This is a genomic window from Streptomyces sp. 4F14, from assembly GCF_048159485.1.
Lineage (GTDB): Bacteria > Actinomycetota > Actinomycetes > Streptomycetales > Streptomycetaceae > Streptomyces.
Window position 1 is genome coordinate 59,419 of sequence record NZ_JBLRVY010000038.1, and the last position, 15,447, is coordinate 74,865.

The 15,447-nt window shown below is 71.4% G+C and carries 17 protein-coding genes; 5 read left to right on the forward strand and 12 right to left on the reverse strand.

The window, feature by feature from the left end; translation table 11 throughout:
* Positions 1-10: 10 nt before the first annotated feature.
* The 7 genes from ACLZOT_RS43435 to ACLZOT_RS43465 form a co-directional block, all read right to left on the reverse strand.
* Complete coding sequence (locus ACLZOT_RS43435) at positions 11-1,357, reverse strand: MFS transporter (RefSeq protein ID WP_416974757.1); 1,347 nt, start codon at positions 1,355-1,357, stop codon at positions 11-13.
* A gap of 133 nt (positions 1,358-1,490) precedes the next feature.
* Complete coding sequence (locus tag ACLZOT_RS43440; protein WP_416974758.1) at positions 1,491-2,441, reverse strand: VOC family protein; 951 nt, start codon at positions 2,439-2,441, stop codon at positions 1,491-1,493.
* A gap of 19 nt (positions 2,442-2,460) precedes the next feature.
* The gene (locus ACLZOT_RS43445; RefSeq protein WP_416974806.1) at positions 2,461-3,504 is read right to left on the reverse strand and encodes a 4-oxalomesaconate tautomerase; all 1,044 of its coding nucleotides are present in this window, start codon (positions 3,502-3,504) and stop codon (positions 2,461-2,463) included.
* A gap of 41 nt (positions 3,505-3,545) precedes the next feature.
* Entirely contained in the window at positions 3,546-4,253 is a 708-nt protein-coding gene (locus ACLZOT_RS43450) for a 4-carboxy-4-hydroxy-2-oxoadipate aldolase/oxaloacetate decarboxylase (RefSeq protein ID WP_416974759.1), read from the reverse strand.
* Positions 4,250-4,993: a PIG-L deacetylase family protein gene (locus tag ACLZOT_RS43455; RefSeq protein WP_416974760.1), complete on the reverse strand. Its 744-nt coding sequence runs from the start codon at positions 4,991-4,993 to the stop codon at positions 4,250-4,252. Before ACLZOT_RS43455 ends, ACLZOT_RS43450 begins: the two co-directional genes overlap by 4 nt.
* Positions 4,994-5,047: 54 nt before the next feature.
* Complete coding sequence (locus ACLZOT_RS43460) at positions 5,048-5,698, reverse strand: GntR family transcriptional regulator (RefSeq protein WP_416974761.1); 651 nt, start codon at positions 5,696-5,698, stop codon at positions 5,048-5,050.
* A 94-nt stretch (positions 5,699-5,792) separates the two neighbouring features.
* On the reverse strand, positions 5,793-6,812 hold the full coding sequence (locus ACLZOT_RS43465; protein WP_416974762.1) for a LacI family DNA-binding transcriptional regulator: 1,020 nt from the start codon (positions 6,810-6,812) through the stop codon (positions 5,793-5,795).
* Between the two features lie 197 nt (positions 6,813-7,009).
* Here ACLZOT_RS43465 and ACLZOT_RS43470 point away from each other — a divergent pair, with 197 nt between their 5' ends.
* On the forward strand, positions 7,010-8,143 hold the full coding sequence (locus tag ACLZOT_RS43470; RefSeq protein WP_416974807.1) for a Gfo/Idh/MocA family protein: 1,134 nt from the start codon (positions 7,010-7,012) through the stop codon (positions 8,141-8,143).
* 34 nt (positions 8,144-8,177) lie between these two features.
* On the opposite strand, the gene ACLZOT_RS43475 is transcribed toward ACLZOT_RS43470, so the two are convergent.
* Positions 8,178-9,209, reverse strand: a complete 1,032-nt coding sequence (locus ACLZOT_RS43475; RefSeq protein WP_416974763.1) for a LacI family DNA-binding transcriptional regulator — start codon at positions 9,207-9,209, stop codon at positions 8,178-8,180.
* 149 nt (positions 9,210-9,358) lie between these two features.
* On the opposite strand from ACLZOT_RS43475, the gene ACLZOT_RS43480 reads away from it, so the two are divergent.
* The 3 genes from ACLZOT_RS43480 to ACLZOT_RS43490 are packed head-to-tail and all read left to right on the forward strand — an operon-like array spanning position 9,359 to position 12,336.
* Entirely contained in the window at positions 9,359-10,513 is a 1,155-nt protein-coding gene (locus tag ACLZOT_RS43480; RefSeq protein WP_416974764.1) for a phytanoyl-CoA dioxygenase family protein, read from the forward strand.
* Positions 10,514-10,523: 10 nt separating this feature from the next.
* Positions 10,524-11,291 (forward strand): SDR family oxidoreductase, encoded by a 768-nt coding sequence (locus tag ACLZOT_RS43485; protein WP_416974765.1) that lies wholly within the window; start codon positions 10,524-10,526, stop codon positions 11,289-11,291.
* A 40-nt stretch (positions 11,292-11,331) separates the two neighbouring features.
* On the forward strand, positions 11,332-12,336 hold the full coding sequence (locus ACLZOT_RS43490) for a Gfo/Idh/MocA family oxidoreductase (RefSeq protein WP_416974766.1): 1,005 nt from the start codon (positions 11,332-11,334) through the stop codon (positions 12,334-12,336).
* 44 nt (positions 12,337-12,380) lie between these two features.
* Here the strand turns inward: ACLZOT_RS43490 and ACLZOT_RS43495 are convergent, their stop codons facing one another.
* Positions 12,381-12,581 (reverse strand): hypothetical protein, encoded by a 201-nt coding sequence (locus ACLZOT_RS43495; RefSeq protein ID WP_416974767.1) that lies wholly within the window; start codon positions 12,579-12,581, stop codon positions 12,381-12,383.
* A gap of 15 nt (positions 12,582-12,596) precedes the next feature.
* Here ACLZOT_RS43495 and ACLZOT_RS43500 point away from each other — a divergent pair, with 15 nt between their 5' ends.
* Positions 12,597-13,112: a hypothetical protein gene (locus ACLZOT_RS43500; RefSeq protein WP_416974768.1), complete on the forward strand. Its 516-nt coding sequence runs from the start codon at positions 12,597-12,599 to the stop codon at positions 13,110-13,112.
* Positions 13,113-13,124: 12 nt separating this feature from the next.
* Here ACLZOT_RS43500 and ACLZOT_RS43505 read toward each other — a convergent pair whose 3' ends face one another.
* Genes ACLZOT_RS43505 through ACLZOT_RS43515 form a run of 3 tightly spaced genes read right to left on the reverse strand, consistent with a single transcriptional unit; the run spans position 13,125 to position 15,442 of the window.
* Positions 13,125-13,661 carry a GNAT family N-acetyltransferase gene (locus ACLZOT_RS43505; RefSeq protein WP_416974769.1) on the reverse strand — a complete coding sequence of 179 codons (537 nt, stop codon included), beginning with the start codon at positions 13,659-13,661 and terminating at the stop codon, positions 13,125-13,127.
* 9 nt (positions 13,662-13,670) lie between these two features.
* On the reverse strand, positions 13,671-14,567 hold the full coding sequence (locus tag ACLZOT_RS43510; protein WP_416974770.1) for a sugar phosphate isomerase/epimerase family protein: 897 nt from the start codon (positions 14,565-14,567) through the stop codon (positions 13,671-13,673).
* On the reverse strand, positions 14,564-15,442 hold the full coding sequence (locus ACLZOT_RS43515; protein WP_416974771.1) for an ATP-binding cassette domain-containing protein: 879 nt from the start codon (positions 15,440-15,442) through the stop codon (positions 14,564-14,566). The genes ACLZOT_RS43510 and ACLZOT_RS43515 overlap by 4 nt, the downstream gene beginning before the upstream one ends.
* Positions 15,443-15,447 lie beyond the last annotated feature (5 nt).

The following is a 15,447-nucleotide window of genomic DNA, read 5'->3' on the forward strand; positions in this document are numbered from 1 at the left end:
AGCTCACGTCTCAGTGCGCTCGGGCGAGTTGACCGACCCGGTCACCGCTCCCCGCACTGCGCACCGCCGCCACCCCGATGAACACCATCGACCACACCCCGGCGATCGCGAACGCGGTGAAGCCCCACTCGCCGTGTCCCGAGGACAGCAACTGGCCGCCGAGCCACGGCCCGAAGACCGCGCCGAAGCGTCCGATGCCCGAGGTCCAGCCGACGGCGGTGGCGCGGTGGCCGGGGGCCGAGCGCAGGGAGACGGTCGCGTAGACCATCACCTGGGCGCTGTTGAGGAAGACACCGGTCAGGAAGACGACGGCCATGGTGAGCGCCAGCGGCATGTGGACGCTGAACAGGTAGACGCCGACGGCGGTGAGCGCGAACCAGAGGGCCGAGATGCGGGGTGCGCCGGTGGGGGTCCCCCCGCGCGAGCGAAGCCGAGCGTGGGGGAGGTCGGCGGCGCGGCCGGCGAGGAGCATGCCGACGATGCCGCCGAGGTTGAACACCACCACGAACGTCAGGGCGTTGGAGAGGGCGTACCCCTCGGCGCGCATCAGGGTGGGGAGCCAGGTGGCGACGCCGTAGACGAGGAGGAGGCCGCCGAAGGAGGCCAGCCAGTACAGGAGGGTCTGGAGCCAGGCGCCGCCCTGGAAGAGGTGCAGGAGCGCGTCCCATCGGTCGGCGGCCGTCTTCTTCCCCTCGGCCTGCGGCAGTTCGACCTGGTGGCGGTCGGCGAGGGCCCGCGCCTCGTCGGTGCGGCCCTTTGCGACGAGGAAACTCAGCGATTCCGGCAGGAACTTGGCGAGCACGGGCGCAAAGAGCAGCGGCAGCACGCAGATCCAGAACGCGGCACGCCAACCCGCCGGTTCCACCAGCCACTTGGCGACGTACGCGGAGAGGATGCCGCCCGTGTGGTGCGCCGTCATGAGGACGCCGATCGTCAGGGCGGCGCGGGCGCGGCCCGCGTAGTCGGAGACCATGCTGATGGCGGTCGGCAGCAGCCCGCCGAGGCCGATCCCGGCGAGGACGCGGCCGAGGCCGAACACGCCGAGGCTGCCCGCCACCGCGCAGATCGCGGAGGCCAGCGAGAACAGCGTCACGCAGGCCACCATCAGCTTCTTGCGGCCGATCCGGTCGGCGACGGTCCCGGCGGCGAGCGCACCGGCCAGCATGCCGAGCGTGGCGTAACTGCCCAGGTCACCGGCCTGGTCGGCGGTGAGCCCGAAGGTCTTGGCGGCGAGGAGGTGGGGCAGCACCGAGCCGTAGATGAACATGTCGAGCCCGTCGAAGAGGACGGCGAGCCAGCACAGGCCGACGACCAGGAGGGCCAGGCGGCGGCCCGGTGGGGTGAGCGAGGGGGACATCGTCGTTTTCCTCTCGGGCGGGGACGGTGCGCATGACGGTAGGGAGCCCGGGGAGTGGCGTCAACATTTTTGTCAACAATCTCATCGACAATACAGACGCCTCACATACCGACACAGCTACAGGCAGCGACCGTCAGCCGACCGGCGGTGTCCCGTGCGTGTGGAACGACTCGATCGTCTTCAGCCCCCACGCCTGCCCCTTGGCCCGCTCCTCCTCCGTCCACGTCACGAGCGGCCAGTCCGGCGCCAGCACGAGCCGGGTGAGCGGGTTGCACAACTCGACGCGGTTGCCGCCGGGTTCGTACACGTACAGGAAGAACGTCTGCTGGATGGCGTGCTTATGGGGTCCCGTCTCGATGAACACCCCGCTGTCGATGGCGAGATCGGCCGCCCGGAGGATGTCCTCGCGGGTGTCGGTGGCGAACGCGATGTGGTGCAGCCGGCCCGTCGCCCCCGTCCAGTCCGAGGTGTAGACGACGTCGTACGACTTGTCCGTGTACGTCAGCCAACGCGCCCCGATCTTCCCGGAGTCGAGCCGGATCTGCTCGGTCGGCCGGGCGCCGAGGACGTTCTCCTGGAACTCCGCGTTCGAAAGCACGTCCGCCGCAAGGAAGTTGACGTGGTCGAGGCGCCGGACACCGACGCCACGGTTCGGCTTGGCCTGGGGCTGGTTCTTCAGCGCCGGGCGCAGGTGCTCGGGGGCGCGGTAGTGCTCCGACTCCCAGTACAGGGCGTGTTCATGGCCGTCGGGGTCGGTCGTGACGTAGAGGGGCCCGAGGCCGGGCTCGTCCTCCACCCACGTCCCGGCACCGCCCGCCGCCTCGATCGCGGCGACCCTGCGGCGCAGGGCCGCCGCACTGGACGTCCGCAGTGCGAGCCGTCCGAGGCCGGGGCGGTCGCGGGCGGTGAGGACGAGGCTGTGGTGCTCGTAGTCGTCGAACGTACGCAGGTAGACGGTGTCCGGGCCTTCACTGTTGGCGGTGAGGCCGAGGTAGTCGGTAAAGAAAGCGACGCTGGCGGCCAGGTCCGGCGTGTAGAGCTGGGCGTGGCCGAGGTGGGCGATATCGCCGAGCGGCGGGGTCATCGGGAGTCCTTGGGGGAGGTCAGGCGGGTGCGGGGAACACGGTCCCGTCGAAGATCTTGCGCGCCGTCCGCACGATCGCGGTGCGACGCGCGGCGGGCAGCCCTTCGGGGGTGGTGGCGAGGGTGGTCTCTATGTCGAGGTGTCCGGTGGGGTGTTCGATACGGAGGCGGGTGCCTCCGCTCGGTACGACGGCCCCGGGCGCGACCGTCTCCCCCACTCCCCCGGCCAGCCCGAGCCCCGCCGCCACGCTCGCCGCCCCCAGCACCCCGATCGAGGTGTGGCACCGCACCGGAATGAACGTCCGTGTGCTCACCGCGCCCCCGAACCTCGGCAGCGACAGCAACGTCACCTTCGGCACGGTCGCCCCGGAGACGTCCCCCAGCCCCATCAACTCGCCTGCTGCCAGCCGTACTTCACGAAGCCGCCCGGCAAGCGCGGCATCCCCCTCCAGCTCCCCCGGCGACTCGTACCCGCTGACCCCGAGCGAGGCGGCGGCGACCAGCACCGTCGGCATCCCGTTGTCGACACAGGTCACCGGCGTCCCACCGATGACGTCCCGCACCCGGCCGGTCGGCAGCAACGGCCCCGCACCGCACGGGAATTCGACCGACACCGGCGCGGCGGTCCCGGGCACCCCCGCGATCCCCACGTCCCCGCCGTACCGCACCCGCCCACCGGGCGTGGGGAAGGTCGCCGTAGCGAGATCACCGGAGTTGACCATCCGGATGCGTACGGCGGTCTCCGCCTCCCCGGCCGCGACGAGCCCCCGCTCGACGGCGAAGGGCCCGACCCCGGCAAGGATGTTCCCGCAGTTCTGATGGTCACTCACTTCCGGTTCTTCCACGGCGACTTGGAGGAAGAGGTAGTCGACATCGGCGTCCGGCGAGGCGGACCGGGAGACGATCGCGACCTTGCTGGTGAGGGGGTGGGCGCCGCCGAGGCCGTCGATCTGACGGGGGTCGGGGCTCCCCATGACGCGGAGCAACAGGGCGTCGCGCGCGGCGGGTTGGGCGGGAAGGTCGCCGGCGAGGAAGTAGGCGCCCTTGGAGGTGCCGCCCCGCATGAGCAGGCAGCGCACGCCGTCGCCGAAGTCAGGACCGGGGCTCACGCCTCCTCCCCGGCCGCGTACTCCTCGTACGTCCGGTACTCCACGCCGAGTCGCTCCAGCTTCTCCCGCAACCCGTACCGGTCCAGCCCGAGTTGGCCGTCGAGGAAGGCGGCACGTGTGCGGGCCTCCTTCTCCTCACGAGCCTCGGAGGCGGCAACGACCTCGCGGGCGCGGCGTCGAGGGACGACGACCACGCCGTCGTCGTCGGCGAGGATCACGTCACCGGGGTGGATCACCTGCCCGTCGACGGCGACGGGGACGTTGACCGAGCCGCCGGTCGCCTTGACCGAGCCCTGCGCGGAGACGGCCCGCGCCCAGGCCGGGAAGCCCATCGCGCGGAGTTCCCGGGTGTCGCGGATCCCGGCGTTGCTGACGAGCCCACGAACACCCCTGCGCTGGAGGGCGGTTGCGAAGAGCTCACCGAACAGGCCGTCGGTGCAGGGGGAGGTGGTGGTGACGACGAGGAGGTCGCCGGGAGCGCACTGCTCGACCGCCGCGTGGATCATGAGGTTGTCGCCGGGCCAGGACAGGACGGTGACAGCGGTCCCGGCGACCCGCACACCCTGCTGGACGGGCCGGATTCCCGTACCCAGCAAGCCGGTTCGCCCCATCGCCTCGCCGACCGTGGCGACGCCGAAGCGAGCCAGCGCGTCGACGTCCTCGATCGCGGCCTTCGGCGGGCCGGTGACGATGACGCCGCTCACGCCAGCTCCTTCGCGATCTGCGGGAAGGGCCGCATGTACGCCTCGGCCATGGTGTCGTGGGCGAGGCCGAGGTTGGGTCCCGCGTTGCGCCTGAGCTGGACGCCCCGGCGGACGGCGAGGTCGGTGTAGTAGGCCCACAGGTGCTGCTGGGCGGCGAGGCACTCCATGGCCTTGCGTTTCGTGTCCCACACCGCCGTGATGTCGAGGAGGACTTCGGGCCTGAAGTTGCTCAACTCCGGCTGGTGGGGCTCGAAGTAGAAGACGGGCGGGGCGCCGATGATCTCGCCGGGTCCGGGGTAGCCGATGGCCTGGGCGAGGACGCGGGCCTCCATCGCCATGCGGTGGGCGGCGGGGTGGTCACCGTTGTAGGGGTCCTCGGCGGGGTGGGTGAGGACGACGTCCGGCTGTACCGCGCGGTACAGCTCGACCAGACGGTCCGTCAACTCCCCTGTGGGCAGCAGAGGGTAGTCGCCGGCGTCGTAGAAGTGGATCTCGGCACCGAGGACGGCGGCCGCGCGCTCGGCCTCGGTGCGCCTCAACTCCTTGATCTCGTCCAGGGTCCTGCCCTCGCGCCATGCCTTCGCGGACTCGCCGCGCTCGCCGTAGGTGAGACAGGCGATGGTCACCTTCTCCCCTCGCGAGGCGGCCAGGGCGACAGCACCGCCCGCGCGCCAGACGAAATCCCCGGCGTGGGCGGTGACGACGAGGGTCGAACGAGGGGGCGCGGCGGGCTGGTTCACAGGGGGAACTCCTTGGGCTGTTCACGTGACAGGAGCGCCCACCCCGGCGCGGGTTCAGTCGCTCAGCGCCTCGATCACGCTCGCGAGGTGGGCGCGGACGGCCGTCTCGGCCGCCTGCGGGTCCCTGGCCTCGATCGTCTCGATCATCGCCAGGTGTTCGTTCAGGGAGCGCTGGGGGCGCCCCGGCCTCAGCGCCAACTGGAAGCGGTGGCGCACGAGTTGGGCGTTGAGCCGCTCCAGGAGTTCGACGGCCGTGCGCTGGCCGGAGAACTCCCGTACGCGGGCGTGCAGTTCGTGGTTGAGGTCGGAGTAGGTGAGCGGTTCGCCGTCGGCGACGGCCTTGGTCATCGCCGTGCCGATGTCCTTGAGTTCGCCGATCTGCTCGTCGGTCGCGAGGGTGGCCGCCTTCGCCGCGCACAGTCCTTCGAGGACCATGCGGCACTCGGTGATGGCGACGGCCTCCTCGACGGAGACGACCCGTACCCGGGAACCCCGGTTGCGGATCCGCTCCACCAGTCCCTGCGCTTCGAGGTCGATGAGCGCCGCGCGGATGCTGGCCCGGGTGACACCGAACCGCTCGGCGAGTTCGTTCTCGACCAGCCGCTGGGCCGGTGCCATCTCGCCGTGCAGGATCGCCTGTCGCAACTGCGCGAGCGCGTGCTGCTTGGCCTGCTCGCCGCTGCTCGGGCCGGCTCCTTGAGGCATCGTCGCCCTCCCTGAAGTGAGTGCCTGTCGAACGTAAATCTAGCCCGACAGAATTGTCAACAATTTCGTCGCCCACTTTGGCGGGACAGCCGCTCTAGCTGGAGGCCGCCCGAGGCGGAGCAGCCGTGCTCCCCCGCCGCTCCAGCACCGGCACCGCCAACCGCACCCGCCCCTCCCCCCGCTCCCCCTCAAGTCGCGACAACAGGAACCGAGCCGCCTCCCGTCCCACTTCCCGCCCGGCCGGATCCACGGTCGTCAGCCACAGATGCCGCAGCCGCGAAATACTCGTGTTGTCGTACCCCACCACCGACAACTCCCCCGGCACCCGCACCCCCATCTCCTCGGCCGCCGACAGCACCCCCACACACACGATGTCGTTGACGGCGAACACGGCGGACGGCCGCCCGGCACGGCTCAACAGCCGCACGGTCGCCCGGTACCCGCCCTCCTCGGTCATGTCGCTCGCCTCGACGAGCCCGAGCCCCGCCGGATCCACCCCGTGCGCGCGCATGGCGGCCTCGTACCCACCCCGCCGCAGCTCCCCCACGGCCCCGTACCCGGCGATGTGCGCGATCCGCCGGTGCCCGAGCGACAGCAGATGCTCGGTCGCGAGCCGGCCCCCCACCTCGTCGTCGGCGGCGGCGACGTCCACCCCGGCCGGCACCGCCTCCCGCGCACCGGCCACGACGACCGGCATACGCCCCGCCACGGCGTCGAGAGCGGTCCCCTCGGGGAAAGTGCCGACCACGACGAGTCCGTCCGCCTGGAGGGCGAGGAACGGATCCGCGAGGTCCTGCCCGACCCGCCGGTTCAGCCGCGCGTCGGCGAGGAGCATGTGCAGCCCGCTCGCGTGCAGCAGCGAGTTGAGCCCGTCGAGGAGATCGACGTACCAGGGATTGCGCAGGTCGTTGAGCAGCACCCCGACCGTACGCGTGCGCTGTTCGCTCAGGCTGCGCGCGGCGGCGTTGGGCCGGTAGCCGAGTTCGCGCATCGCCGCCAGCACGGCTTCCCGCTTCTCGGGCCGGACCTGGGGCGCACCGCGCAGCACGAGGGAGACCAGCGACTTGGACACCCCGGCCCGGTCGGCGACGTCACGGATGGTGGGCGGTCTCATGCGTGGACCGTTCCATCCGCCCGACCCGTTGTCAAAGCCGGAAACGGCCGCGCGCGAGCCCCCTGGACACCAGCCCCCTCGCCCCTTGACAGCCGCACCCCCACGCCCCCAGGGTGGCGTGGACAGTTTGTGGACCGGTCCAAAGAGGGGCTGCTGCCGTGACCGACCTGGGTATCGCCGTCATCGGATTCGGCTGGATGGGCCGCGTCCACACGCAGGCGTACGCGCGCGTGCCGCACCACTTCCCCGGCCTGACGGTCCGCCCGCGCCTGGTGACCGTCGCCGAGGAGGTCCCCGGGCGCGCGCAAGAGGCCGCCGACCGGTACGGCTTCGCCTCGGCCACCCGGGACTGGCGGGACATCGCCGCCGACCCGCGCGTGCACGCGGTGAGCATCACCGCCCCGAACTTCCTGCACCGCGAGATCGGCGTGGCGATGGCCGAGGCCGGCAAGCACATCTGGATCGAGAAGCCGGTGGGGCTCACCTCGCGCGACGCGCGCGCGGTGGCCGACGCGGTGGCGAAGGCGGGCGTCCAGGGGGCGGTCGGTTTCAACTACCGCAACGCCCCCGCCGTCGAGAAGGCGCGCCACCTCATCGCCTCCGGCGAGATCGGAGACGTCACCCACGCGCGCGTACGGCTCTTCAGCGACTACGCGGCCCATCCGGACGGCGCCCTCACCTGGCGGTACGAGCGTGAGCGCGGCGGCAGCGGGGTACTGGGCGACCTCGCCTCGCACGGCGCCGACCTGGCGCGCTTCCTGCTGGGCGACATCGTCTCGCTGACCGCCGACACGGCCGTGTTCGTGCCCCAGCGCGCGCGTCCCACAGGCGCGACGGCAGGCCACCAGCTTGCCTCCGGCGGCGTTCTGGGTCCCGTCGAGAACGAGGACTACGTCAGCTGCCTGCTGCGCTTCGCCTCGGGCGCGCGCGGGGTGCTCGAAGCGTGCCGGGTGTCCGTCGGCGAGCAGAACAACTACGGCTTCGAGGTGCACGGCACGAAGGGCGCCGTCCTGTGGGACTTCCGCCGCATGAACGAGCTGCGCGTGAGCACCGGTACGTCGTACCAGGACCAGCCCGTCAGCACGGTCTACGTCGGCCCCGGGGACGGCGAGTTCGCGGCGTTCCAGCCGGGGGCGGCGAACGCGATGGGGTACGACGACCTCAAGGTGATCGAGGCGTACCGTTTCCTCCGGTCCGTGGCGGAGGGGACTCCGTACGGGACCACTCTCGCGGACGCTGTGCGCAGTGCGACTGTCCTGGACGCCATGGCAAGGTCGGCGGAGACCCGGGGCTGGGTGGACATGGAGCCGGACGACGACATCGGTCGATAATCCGACAAGAGCCAATCGGCGCTCCCCATGCGACCTACACCTTCACCCCCACCGGCATGTTGTACGGCGTCACGACCTGGATCGCCGACGGCAGCACCGGCCCCGCCGGCGGCAGCGCCCCCTGCGCGCGCATGACGGTATGACACGCCTCCCGCATGTCCTGCCGCAGATCGTGGTGCAGGACCGCGGAGATCCGCTGCTCCCGCAGCAGCCGCGTGTTGTCCTGGTCCAGGTCGTGCGCGACGAACACCGCGCACTCCCGCCCGAGATCCGCGAACGCCTGGAGCGTCGCGTTGTTCCCGCCCCCGATGGAGTACACCGCGCGCACCTCGGGATCCCGCTCCAGCGCGGCCCGCACCAGCTCGTACTGCGTCGCGTCCAGCCCCTGCCCCTCGGTGATCTCGACCAGCGCCCGCGCGGGATGCCGTGCCCGCATCACGCTGCGGAACCCCATCTCCCGCTCCTCCTCGTTGCGGAACGACCCGCTGCTGAGGCTGGTGAGGACGTTCCCGGGCCGTTCGCCGAGCCACTGGCCCATCAGGTACGCGGCGGTGGCCCCGGCGGCCCGGTTGTCGATGCCGACGTACGCCAGGCGCGCGCTCGCGGGGAGGTCGGTGACGAGGGTGACGACGGGGATGCCCGCGTCGACGAGGCGGCCGACGGCGTCGGTGACCTCGGGCGCGTCGGGGGCCTTGAGGATGACGCCCTGGGAGCCGCGCCGGGCGATGCGCTCCAGGGCGGTGACGGTCTCGCGCGCCGGGCCGGTCTCTCGGAAGTGGAAACGGGAGCGGAGGACCGCCGGGTGCAGGGCGGGGAGTTCGGCCTCCAGGGCGGCGCGTACGGCCGTCGTGAACCGTTCGGGGGCCTGCATGACGATGTCCAGCATGAAGGTCCGCCCGACCAGGCGGACCTGGGTGCGCTGCCGGTCGAGGTCGGCGATGGCCCGCCGTACCTCCTGCTCGGTGGAGGCGCGGACGCCGCCGCGGCCGTTGAGGACGCGGTCGACGGTGGCCTCGCTGAGCCCCGCCTGGCGGGCGATCTCGCGGATCGGGAAGGGGTGGCCCACAGCTGACTCCTAAGACCTCACCGACGGCGGTCCTTGAGGGGTTTTTGATGGCCCGCTGCCAGTTGTTCGAGGGGTTTGTGCTGACAACAATGACAGAGTCGCAGCACCACGTGTCCCGAGTCGCCCTCCTGTGCACCGAAAGGACGAGGATGTCCTTCACACCCGAAACCCGGCCCGAAGCCTCCGCGCCTGCCGCCTGGCTGACCGACCAGGACTGCGACCTGGACGCCTTCCGCGCGCTCGTCGAGCGCACCACGGACCCCGCCGACTACCCGCGCGCGCGTACGGTCGAGGACAACGTCCTCGTGTACGACAGCGAGGACCTCCCGGAGCCTCCCGAGCTGGTGCGCGCGCTCACCGACGGCCCCGGCATCGTCCTGTTCCGCCGCGCCTTCCCCGACACGGCCGTCGTCGACCGCCTGACCTCGGTGTTCGAGGCCCTCATCAACGAGCAGCGCGCGGCCGAGGCCCCCGCGGGCGACCACTTCGCGAAGCCGGGCGCCAACGAGCGCGTGTGGAACGCGCTGGAGAAGGCCGCCCTGTACGACCCGTCCGCGTTCGCCGACTACTACGCGAACCCCGTCGTCGCCCTCGTCTCGGGCGCCTGGCTGGGCCCCGGCTACCAGATCACCTCGCAGGTCAACGTCGTCAACCCGGGCGGGGCCGCGCAGACCGCGCACCGCGACTACCACCTGGGGTTCCTGTCGGCGCAGGCCGTCGCCGCCTACCCGGAGCACGTCCAGCGCCTGTCGGCCGTCCTCACCCTCCAGGGCGCCGTCGCGCACTGCGACATGCCGGTGGAGTCGGGGCCGACGCTGTACCTGCCGTACTCCCACACATACATCCCCGGGTATCTGGCGTGGCACCGGCCGGAGTTCCAGGCGTACTTCAAGGAACACCACGTCCAGTTGCCGCTGGCCAAGGGGGACGCGGTGTTCTTCAACCCGGCGGTGTTCCACGCGGCCGGCACCAACCGCACCCTCGACGTACGGCGGATCGCGAACCTGCTCCAGGTGTCGTCGCCGTTCGGGCGGGCCATGGAGACCGTCGACCGGGAGGCCGTCGCGAACGCCGTCTACCCGGCGCTCCTCCAGCACGCCGACGACCCCGGCTGGGTGGAGCGGGTGATCGCCGCGAGCGCCGAGGGCTACGCCTTCCCCACCAACCTCGACCGCGACCCGCCGGTCGACGGCATGGCCCCGCCCTCGCAGGCCGACGTCGTCCGCCGCGCGCTCGCCGAGGGCTGGACCACCCGGACCCTGCGCGACGCGCTGCGGGCCGGCGCCGTACGGCGCGAGAGCTGAAAGGACCGGCATGACACTCCTCAAGGACAAGGTCGTCCTCGTCAACGGCGGCAGCCAGGGCGTGGGGGCGGCGATCGCCCGCGCGTGCGTGCGCGAGGGCGCGAAGGTCGCCGTGACCGGGCGCCGCCCGGAGGTAGGCGAGGCACTGGCCGCCGAACTGGGTCCCGACGCCCTGTACGTCCGCGCCGACCTCTCCGACGCCGCACAGGCCAAGGCCGCGGTGGGTACGGTCGTCGACGTGTACGGCCGTGTCGACTGCCTCGTCAACTCGGCGGGCCTCACCTCGCGCGGCACGCTCCTCGACACGACGCCCGAGCTGTTCGACGCGCACATCGCGATCAACCTCAAGGGGCCGTTCTTCGCGATGCAGGCGGCCGTCGCCGACATGGTGTCGCGGGGCGAACCCGGCACGGTCGTCAACATCATCACCTCGTCCGCGCACGGCGGTCAGCCCTTCCTCGCGCCGTACGTCGCCGCCAAGGCGGGCCTCATCGGGCTGACCCGCAACGCCGCGCACGCGCACCGGTGGGACCGGGTCCGGATCAACGGCCTCAACATCGGGTGGACGGCCACCGAGGGCGAGGACGCCACCCAGCGGGCCTTCCACGGCGCCGAGGACGGCTGGCTCGCGGAGGCGTCCGCGAAGCTGCCGATGGGCAAGCTGGGCCAGCCCGACGAGATCGCCGACTTCGTCGTCCTGCTGCTGTCCGACCGGTCGGGCGTGGTGACCGGTTCGGTGATCGACTGGGACCAGAACGTCCTGGGCGGCCTCGACTAATCCCCCTGTTTCTGCACCACCCTTTAGGAGCTGCACCCCCATGCGTATCGGAATCCTCGGCCTCGGCCGCATCGGCGCCTTCCACGCCGAGACCCTCTCCGGACTCGACGCCGTCGACTCCCTCGTCCTCACCGACCCGTACGCCGACGCCGCGAAGGCCGCCGCCGAGAAGTTCGGCGGGGACGTCGTCGACTCGCCCGAGGCGCTGCTCGCGGCGGGCGTGGACGGCATCGTCGTGGCCGCCGCGACCGACGCGCACCCGGCGCTGATCCGTGCGGGCGTCGAGGCCGGCATCCCCGTCTTCTGCGAGAAGCCGGTCGCGAAGACGATGGCTGAAGGCGTCGAGGTCCTCAAGGCCGTCCAGGGCAGCGGCGTACCCATCCAGATCGGCTACAACCGCCGTTTCGACGCCGGTTTCGTCGCCGCGCGCGCGGCCGTCCAGGCGGGTGAGCTGGGCACGCTCCACACGGTCCGCTCCACCACCCTCGACCCGGCGCCGCCGCCCGCCGCGTACGTCGCCGCGTCCGGCGGCATCTTCCGCGACTGCTCCGTCCACGACTTCGACATCATCCGCTGGGTGACGGGCCGCGAGGTCACCGAGGTGTACGCCGTCGGCGGCAACCGGGGCGCCGACTACATCAAGGCCGCGGGCGACGCCGACACGACCGGCGCTGTGCTGACCCTCGACGACGGCACCATCGCCGTCGTCTCCAACTCCCGCCACAACGGCCGCGGTTACGACGTCCGCATGGAGATCCACGGCTTCACCGACTCCATCGCGGTCGGCCTGGAGGACAAACTCCCCCTCCGCTCGGTCGAACCCGGCGTCACCTTCCCCTCCGGCACCCCCCACGACTTCTTCATGGACCGCTTCACAGAGGCGTACCGCGCCGAACTGACCGCCTTCACCGAGGTCGTCGCGGGCACCCGCCCGTCCCCCTGCACCATCGAGGACGCCCTGGAGGCGGGCTGGATCGCGGACGCGTGCACCCTGTCCCTCCAGGAGCACCGCCCGGTGACGATCGCGGAGGTCCGGGGCGCCTGAGGCGCAGGGGCGATACGGCGGTGTCGTACGGCACCGCCGACGCCTCACCGGAGTCCGGCTTCGTCGGCACGACGCCGGTACTCGGCCTCGGCAGCCGCGTCGAGGAAGGTCACCCGGTGCCACCGGGCCAGGTCGTACCCCTCGCTCTCCCGCCAGGGCCGCAGCGCACCGCACAAGTGATTCCAGTACTCCGCGACCCGGCCGAGCCGCTGCTTCTCGTCGGCGAGCCGCTCGGCCTCGGTCATCGGCGGAGCCGGCAGGTGCACCCGCCCCGGACGGCCACGGAAACGGCGCTGCCCCGGGGCCCGGATCTCCGCGTCGACCCCCAGCACCAGACGGGACACGACCTCCGCGAGGGCCTCGGCGATCCCGTGCTCGTCCGTGGAACCGCCGTGCTCCCGCTCCTGCGCATCTCACCGCGCCAACAGGAACTCCAGAACAGCCCAGACGTCGGCCTTCGTGACGTCCGACGAGGGCGGCCGGTCGAGCAGTTCCTCGGGCCCGTCGTTCCGCAGGGGCGTCCCGGTCTCCGCTACGAGGAGTTCGGACGTCCGGTCGCGACGGCAGACGACCCGCTCGACGCCCTCGCGACCGCCGAAGACCTCACGGGAGCCGTACGCGGTCGGTGGGTCAACGCCGGTGTGGTGCCGGACGAGTACGCCGTGCGGTTGAAGGCGATCACCAGTACCGGGGGGACTCGGGGTCGATCGCGTTCCACCGGCCGTTGGGGTTCACCATGTCAGCCGACGACCGTGTTCACCCAGTCGCTCTCCTGACACCGGGTCGCGTCAACTCCGCGCCCGTACATGCAGATGCCCGTCCAGCGGATACGCCGGCGGCTGCGCGGGCAACGTCGTCTCAAGCCCGTACCCGCACTTGGCCGCCACCCGGCAGGACGCCGCGTTGTCCACCTGATGGATCAACTCCAGCCGCTCCAGGGACGCGTGGCGGGAGAACGCCCATTCCGTGAGCCCTTGCAGGGCGCCGGAGGCGATCCCCCGCCCCCGGGCCTCCGCAGCCGTCCAGTACCCGACCTCACCCGCCGCGGCCGACGGACGCTTCAGCACCACCTGCCCGAGAAGCCCGCCCCGCTCCCCCACGACGGCGAAGGCCAGCCGCTCCCCGCTCTCCCACCCCTGCCGCTGCTCGTCGAGCCAACGCCCGGCATCTGCCTCGCCGTTGAGGTCCAGGCTGGTCCAGTGCCGCAGCGCGGGGTCCTGTGCGGCGGCCAACAGGGCCGGCGCGTCGGACCGCTGCCAGGGCCGCAGCGACAACGCGGAAGCCGGCCCCGAGGAGCCGGCTTCCAGCGGTATGACGATCTCCATGTGTGCAGGCTAAGCCCCGCAGGAGCGCAGGAACTGCCGGGTGCGTACGGCGATCGGCAAGGGCCGGTCGGGTTCGCACGGGTACATGTCCTGCTCGACGATCGCGAACAACTCGACCCCGAGGCGCCCAGCGGCTTCCAGTACGGGCCCCAACTCCGGTATCCCGGACGGAGGTTCGCACATCACGCCCTGCGCGACGGCCGGTCCGAACGGTGTGCCCTTCGCCCGCACGTCGGCGAGGATCTCGGGGTCGACCTGCTTGAGATGCAGGTACCCGATCCGCTCCCCGTACGTCTCGATCAGCTTGACGCTGTCACCGCCGCAGTACGCGTAATGCCCGGTGTCGAGGCACAGGTTGACGAGTTCGCCGTCGGTCGAGTCGAGGAACCGCTCGACGTGGTCCTCGGTGTCGAGGTGGGTGTCGGCGTGCGGATGGACGACGATGTCGAGCCCGTACGTCTCCTTGACCTCGTGTCCCAGGCGTTCCATGCCCTTGGTGAGGTGGGCCCACTGGGCGGCGGTCAGCTCGGCGGGTTCGAGGAGTTCGGCGGTCTTGTCGTCGCGCCAGAAGGAGGGGATGACGACGAGGTGCTCGGCGCCCATGGCCTGGGTGAGCGCGGCGACCTGGCTGACGTGCTCCCAGGTCGACTCCCAGACGGAGGGCCCCCGGTGCATGCCGGTGAAGACGGTCCCGGCGGACACCTTCAGCTCCCGCCGGGCGACCTCCTCCGCCAACCGCGCGGGGTCGGTGGGGAGATAGCCGTACGGCCCCAACTCGATCCAGGAGTACCCGGCCCCGGCGACCTCGTCCAGGAACCGTTCCCACGGCACCTGCGCCGGGTCGTCGGGGAACCAGACACCCCAGGAGTCGGGGGCGGACCCGACCCGGATGCGGTCCAGAGTCACGTCCCCTCCCCCGAAGTCACGCTGTCCGGCAGCTCATCGACGTCCACGCCACGGACCTGCGCCAACTCGTGCTTGAGAGCAGCGAGTTCGGCCCCGCCGGCCATATGGTTCGTCAGCTCCTCAAGGCTGACCTCACTGCGCGCCGCGCTCAACTCCAGCGTCCCCAGGCGCAGGACGCTGAAGTGGTCGCCGACCATGTAGGCGTGGTGGGGGTTGTGGGTGATGAAGATGACGCCGAGTCCCCGGTCGCGGGCGGCGGCGATGTACTTGAGGACCACGCCGGACTGCTTCACCCCGAGCGCGGCGGTCGGCTCGTCCAGGATCAGCACGCGCGCTCCGAAGTACACGGCGCGCGCGATGGCGACACACTGCCGCTGGCCGCCGGAGAGCGTGCCGATGGGCTGTTCGAGGTCGTCGAGGACGATGCCCATGTTGCGGAGTTCTTCGTCGGCGGTCTTCTTCATCCGCTCGATGTCCAGCCGCCGTACGGGCCAGGGGCCTTTGGTCATCTCGGAGCCGAGGAAGAAGTTCCGCCACACCGGCATCAACGGGACGGTGGCGAGGTCCTGGTAGACGGTCGCGATGCCCCGCGCCAGAGCGTCACGCGGAGTCGAGAACCGCACCGCCTCCCCGTCGACGAGGAACTCGCCCTCGGTGTGCTGGTGGAGGCCGGAGATGATTTTGATCAGCGTGGATTTTCCGGCACCGTTGTCCCCGAGGACGCAGGTGACCTTGCCGGGGTGCACGGCGAGGGAGACGCCGTGCAGGGCACGGATGTTGCCGTACGCCTTGCCCGCACCGCGGAGTTCGACGATCGCGCCGTTCCCGGTCGGGGCGTCCTGGAGGATCGCCCCGTGTGTTCCTTCGGTCGTCATGGAAG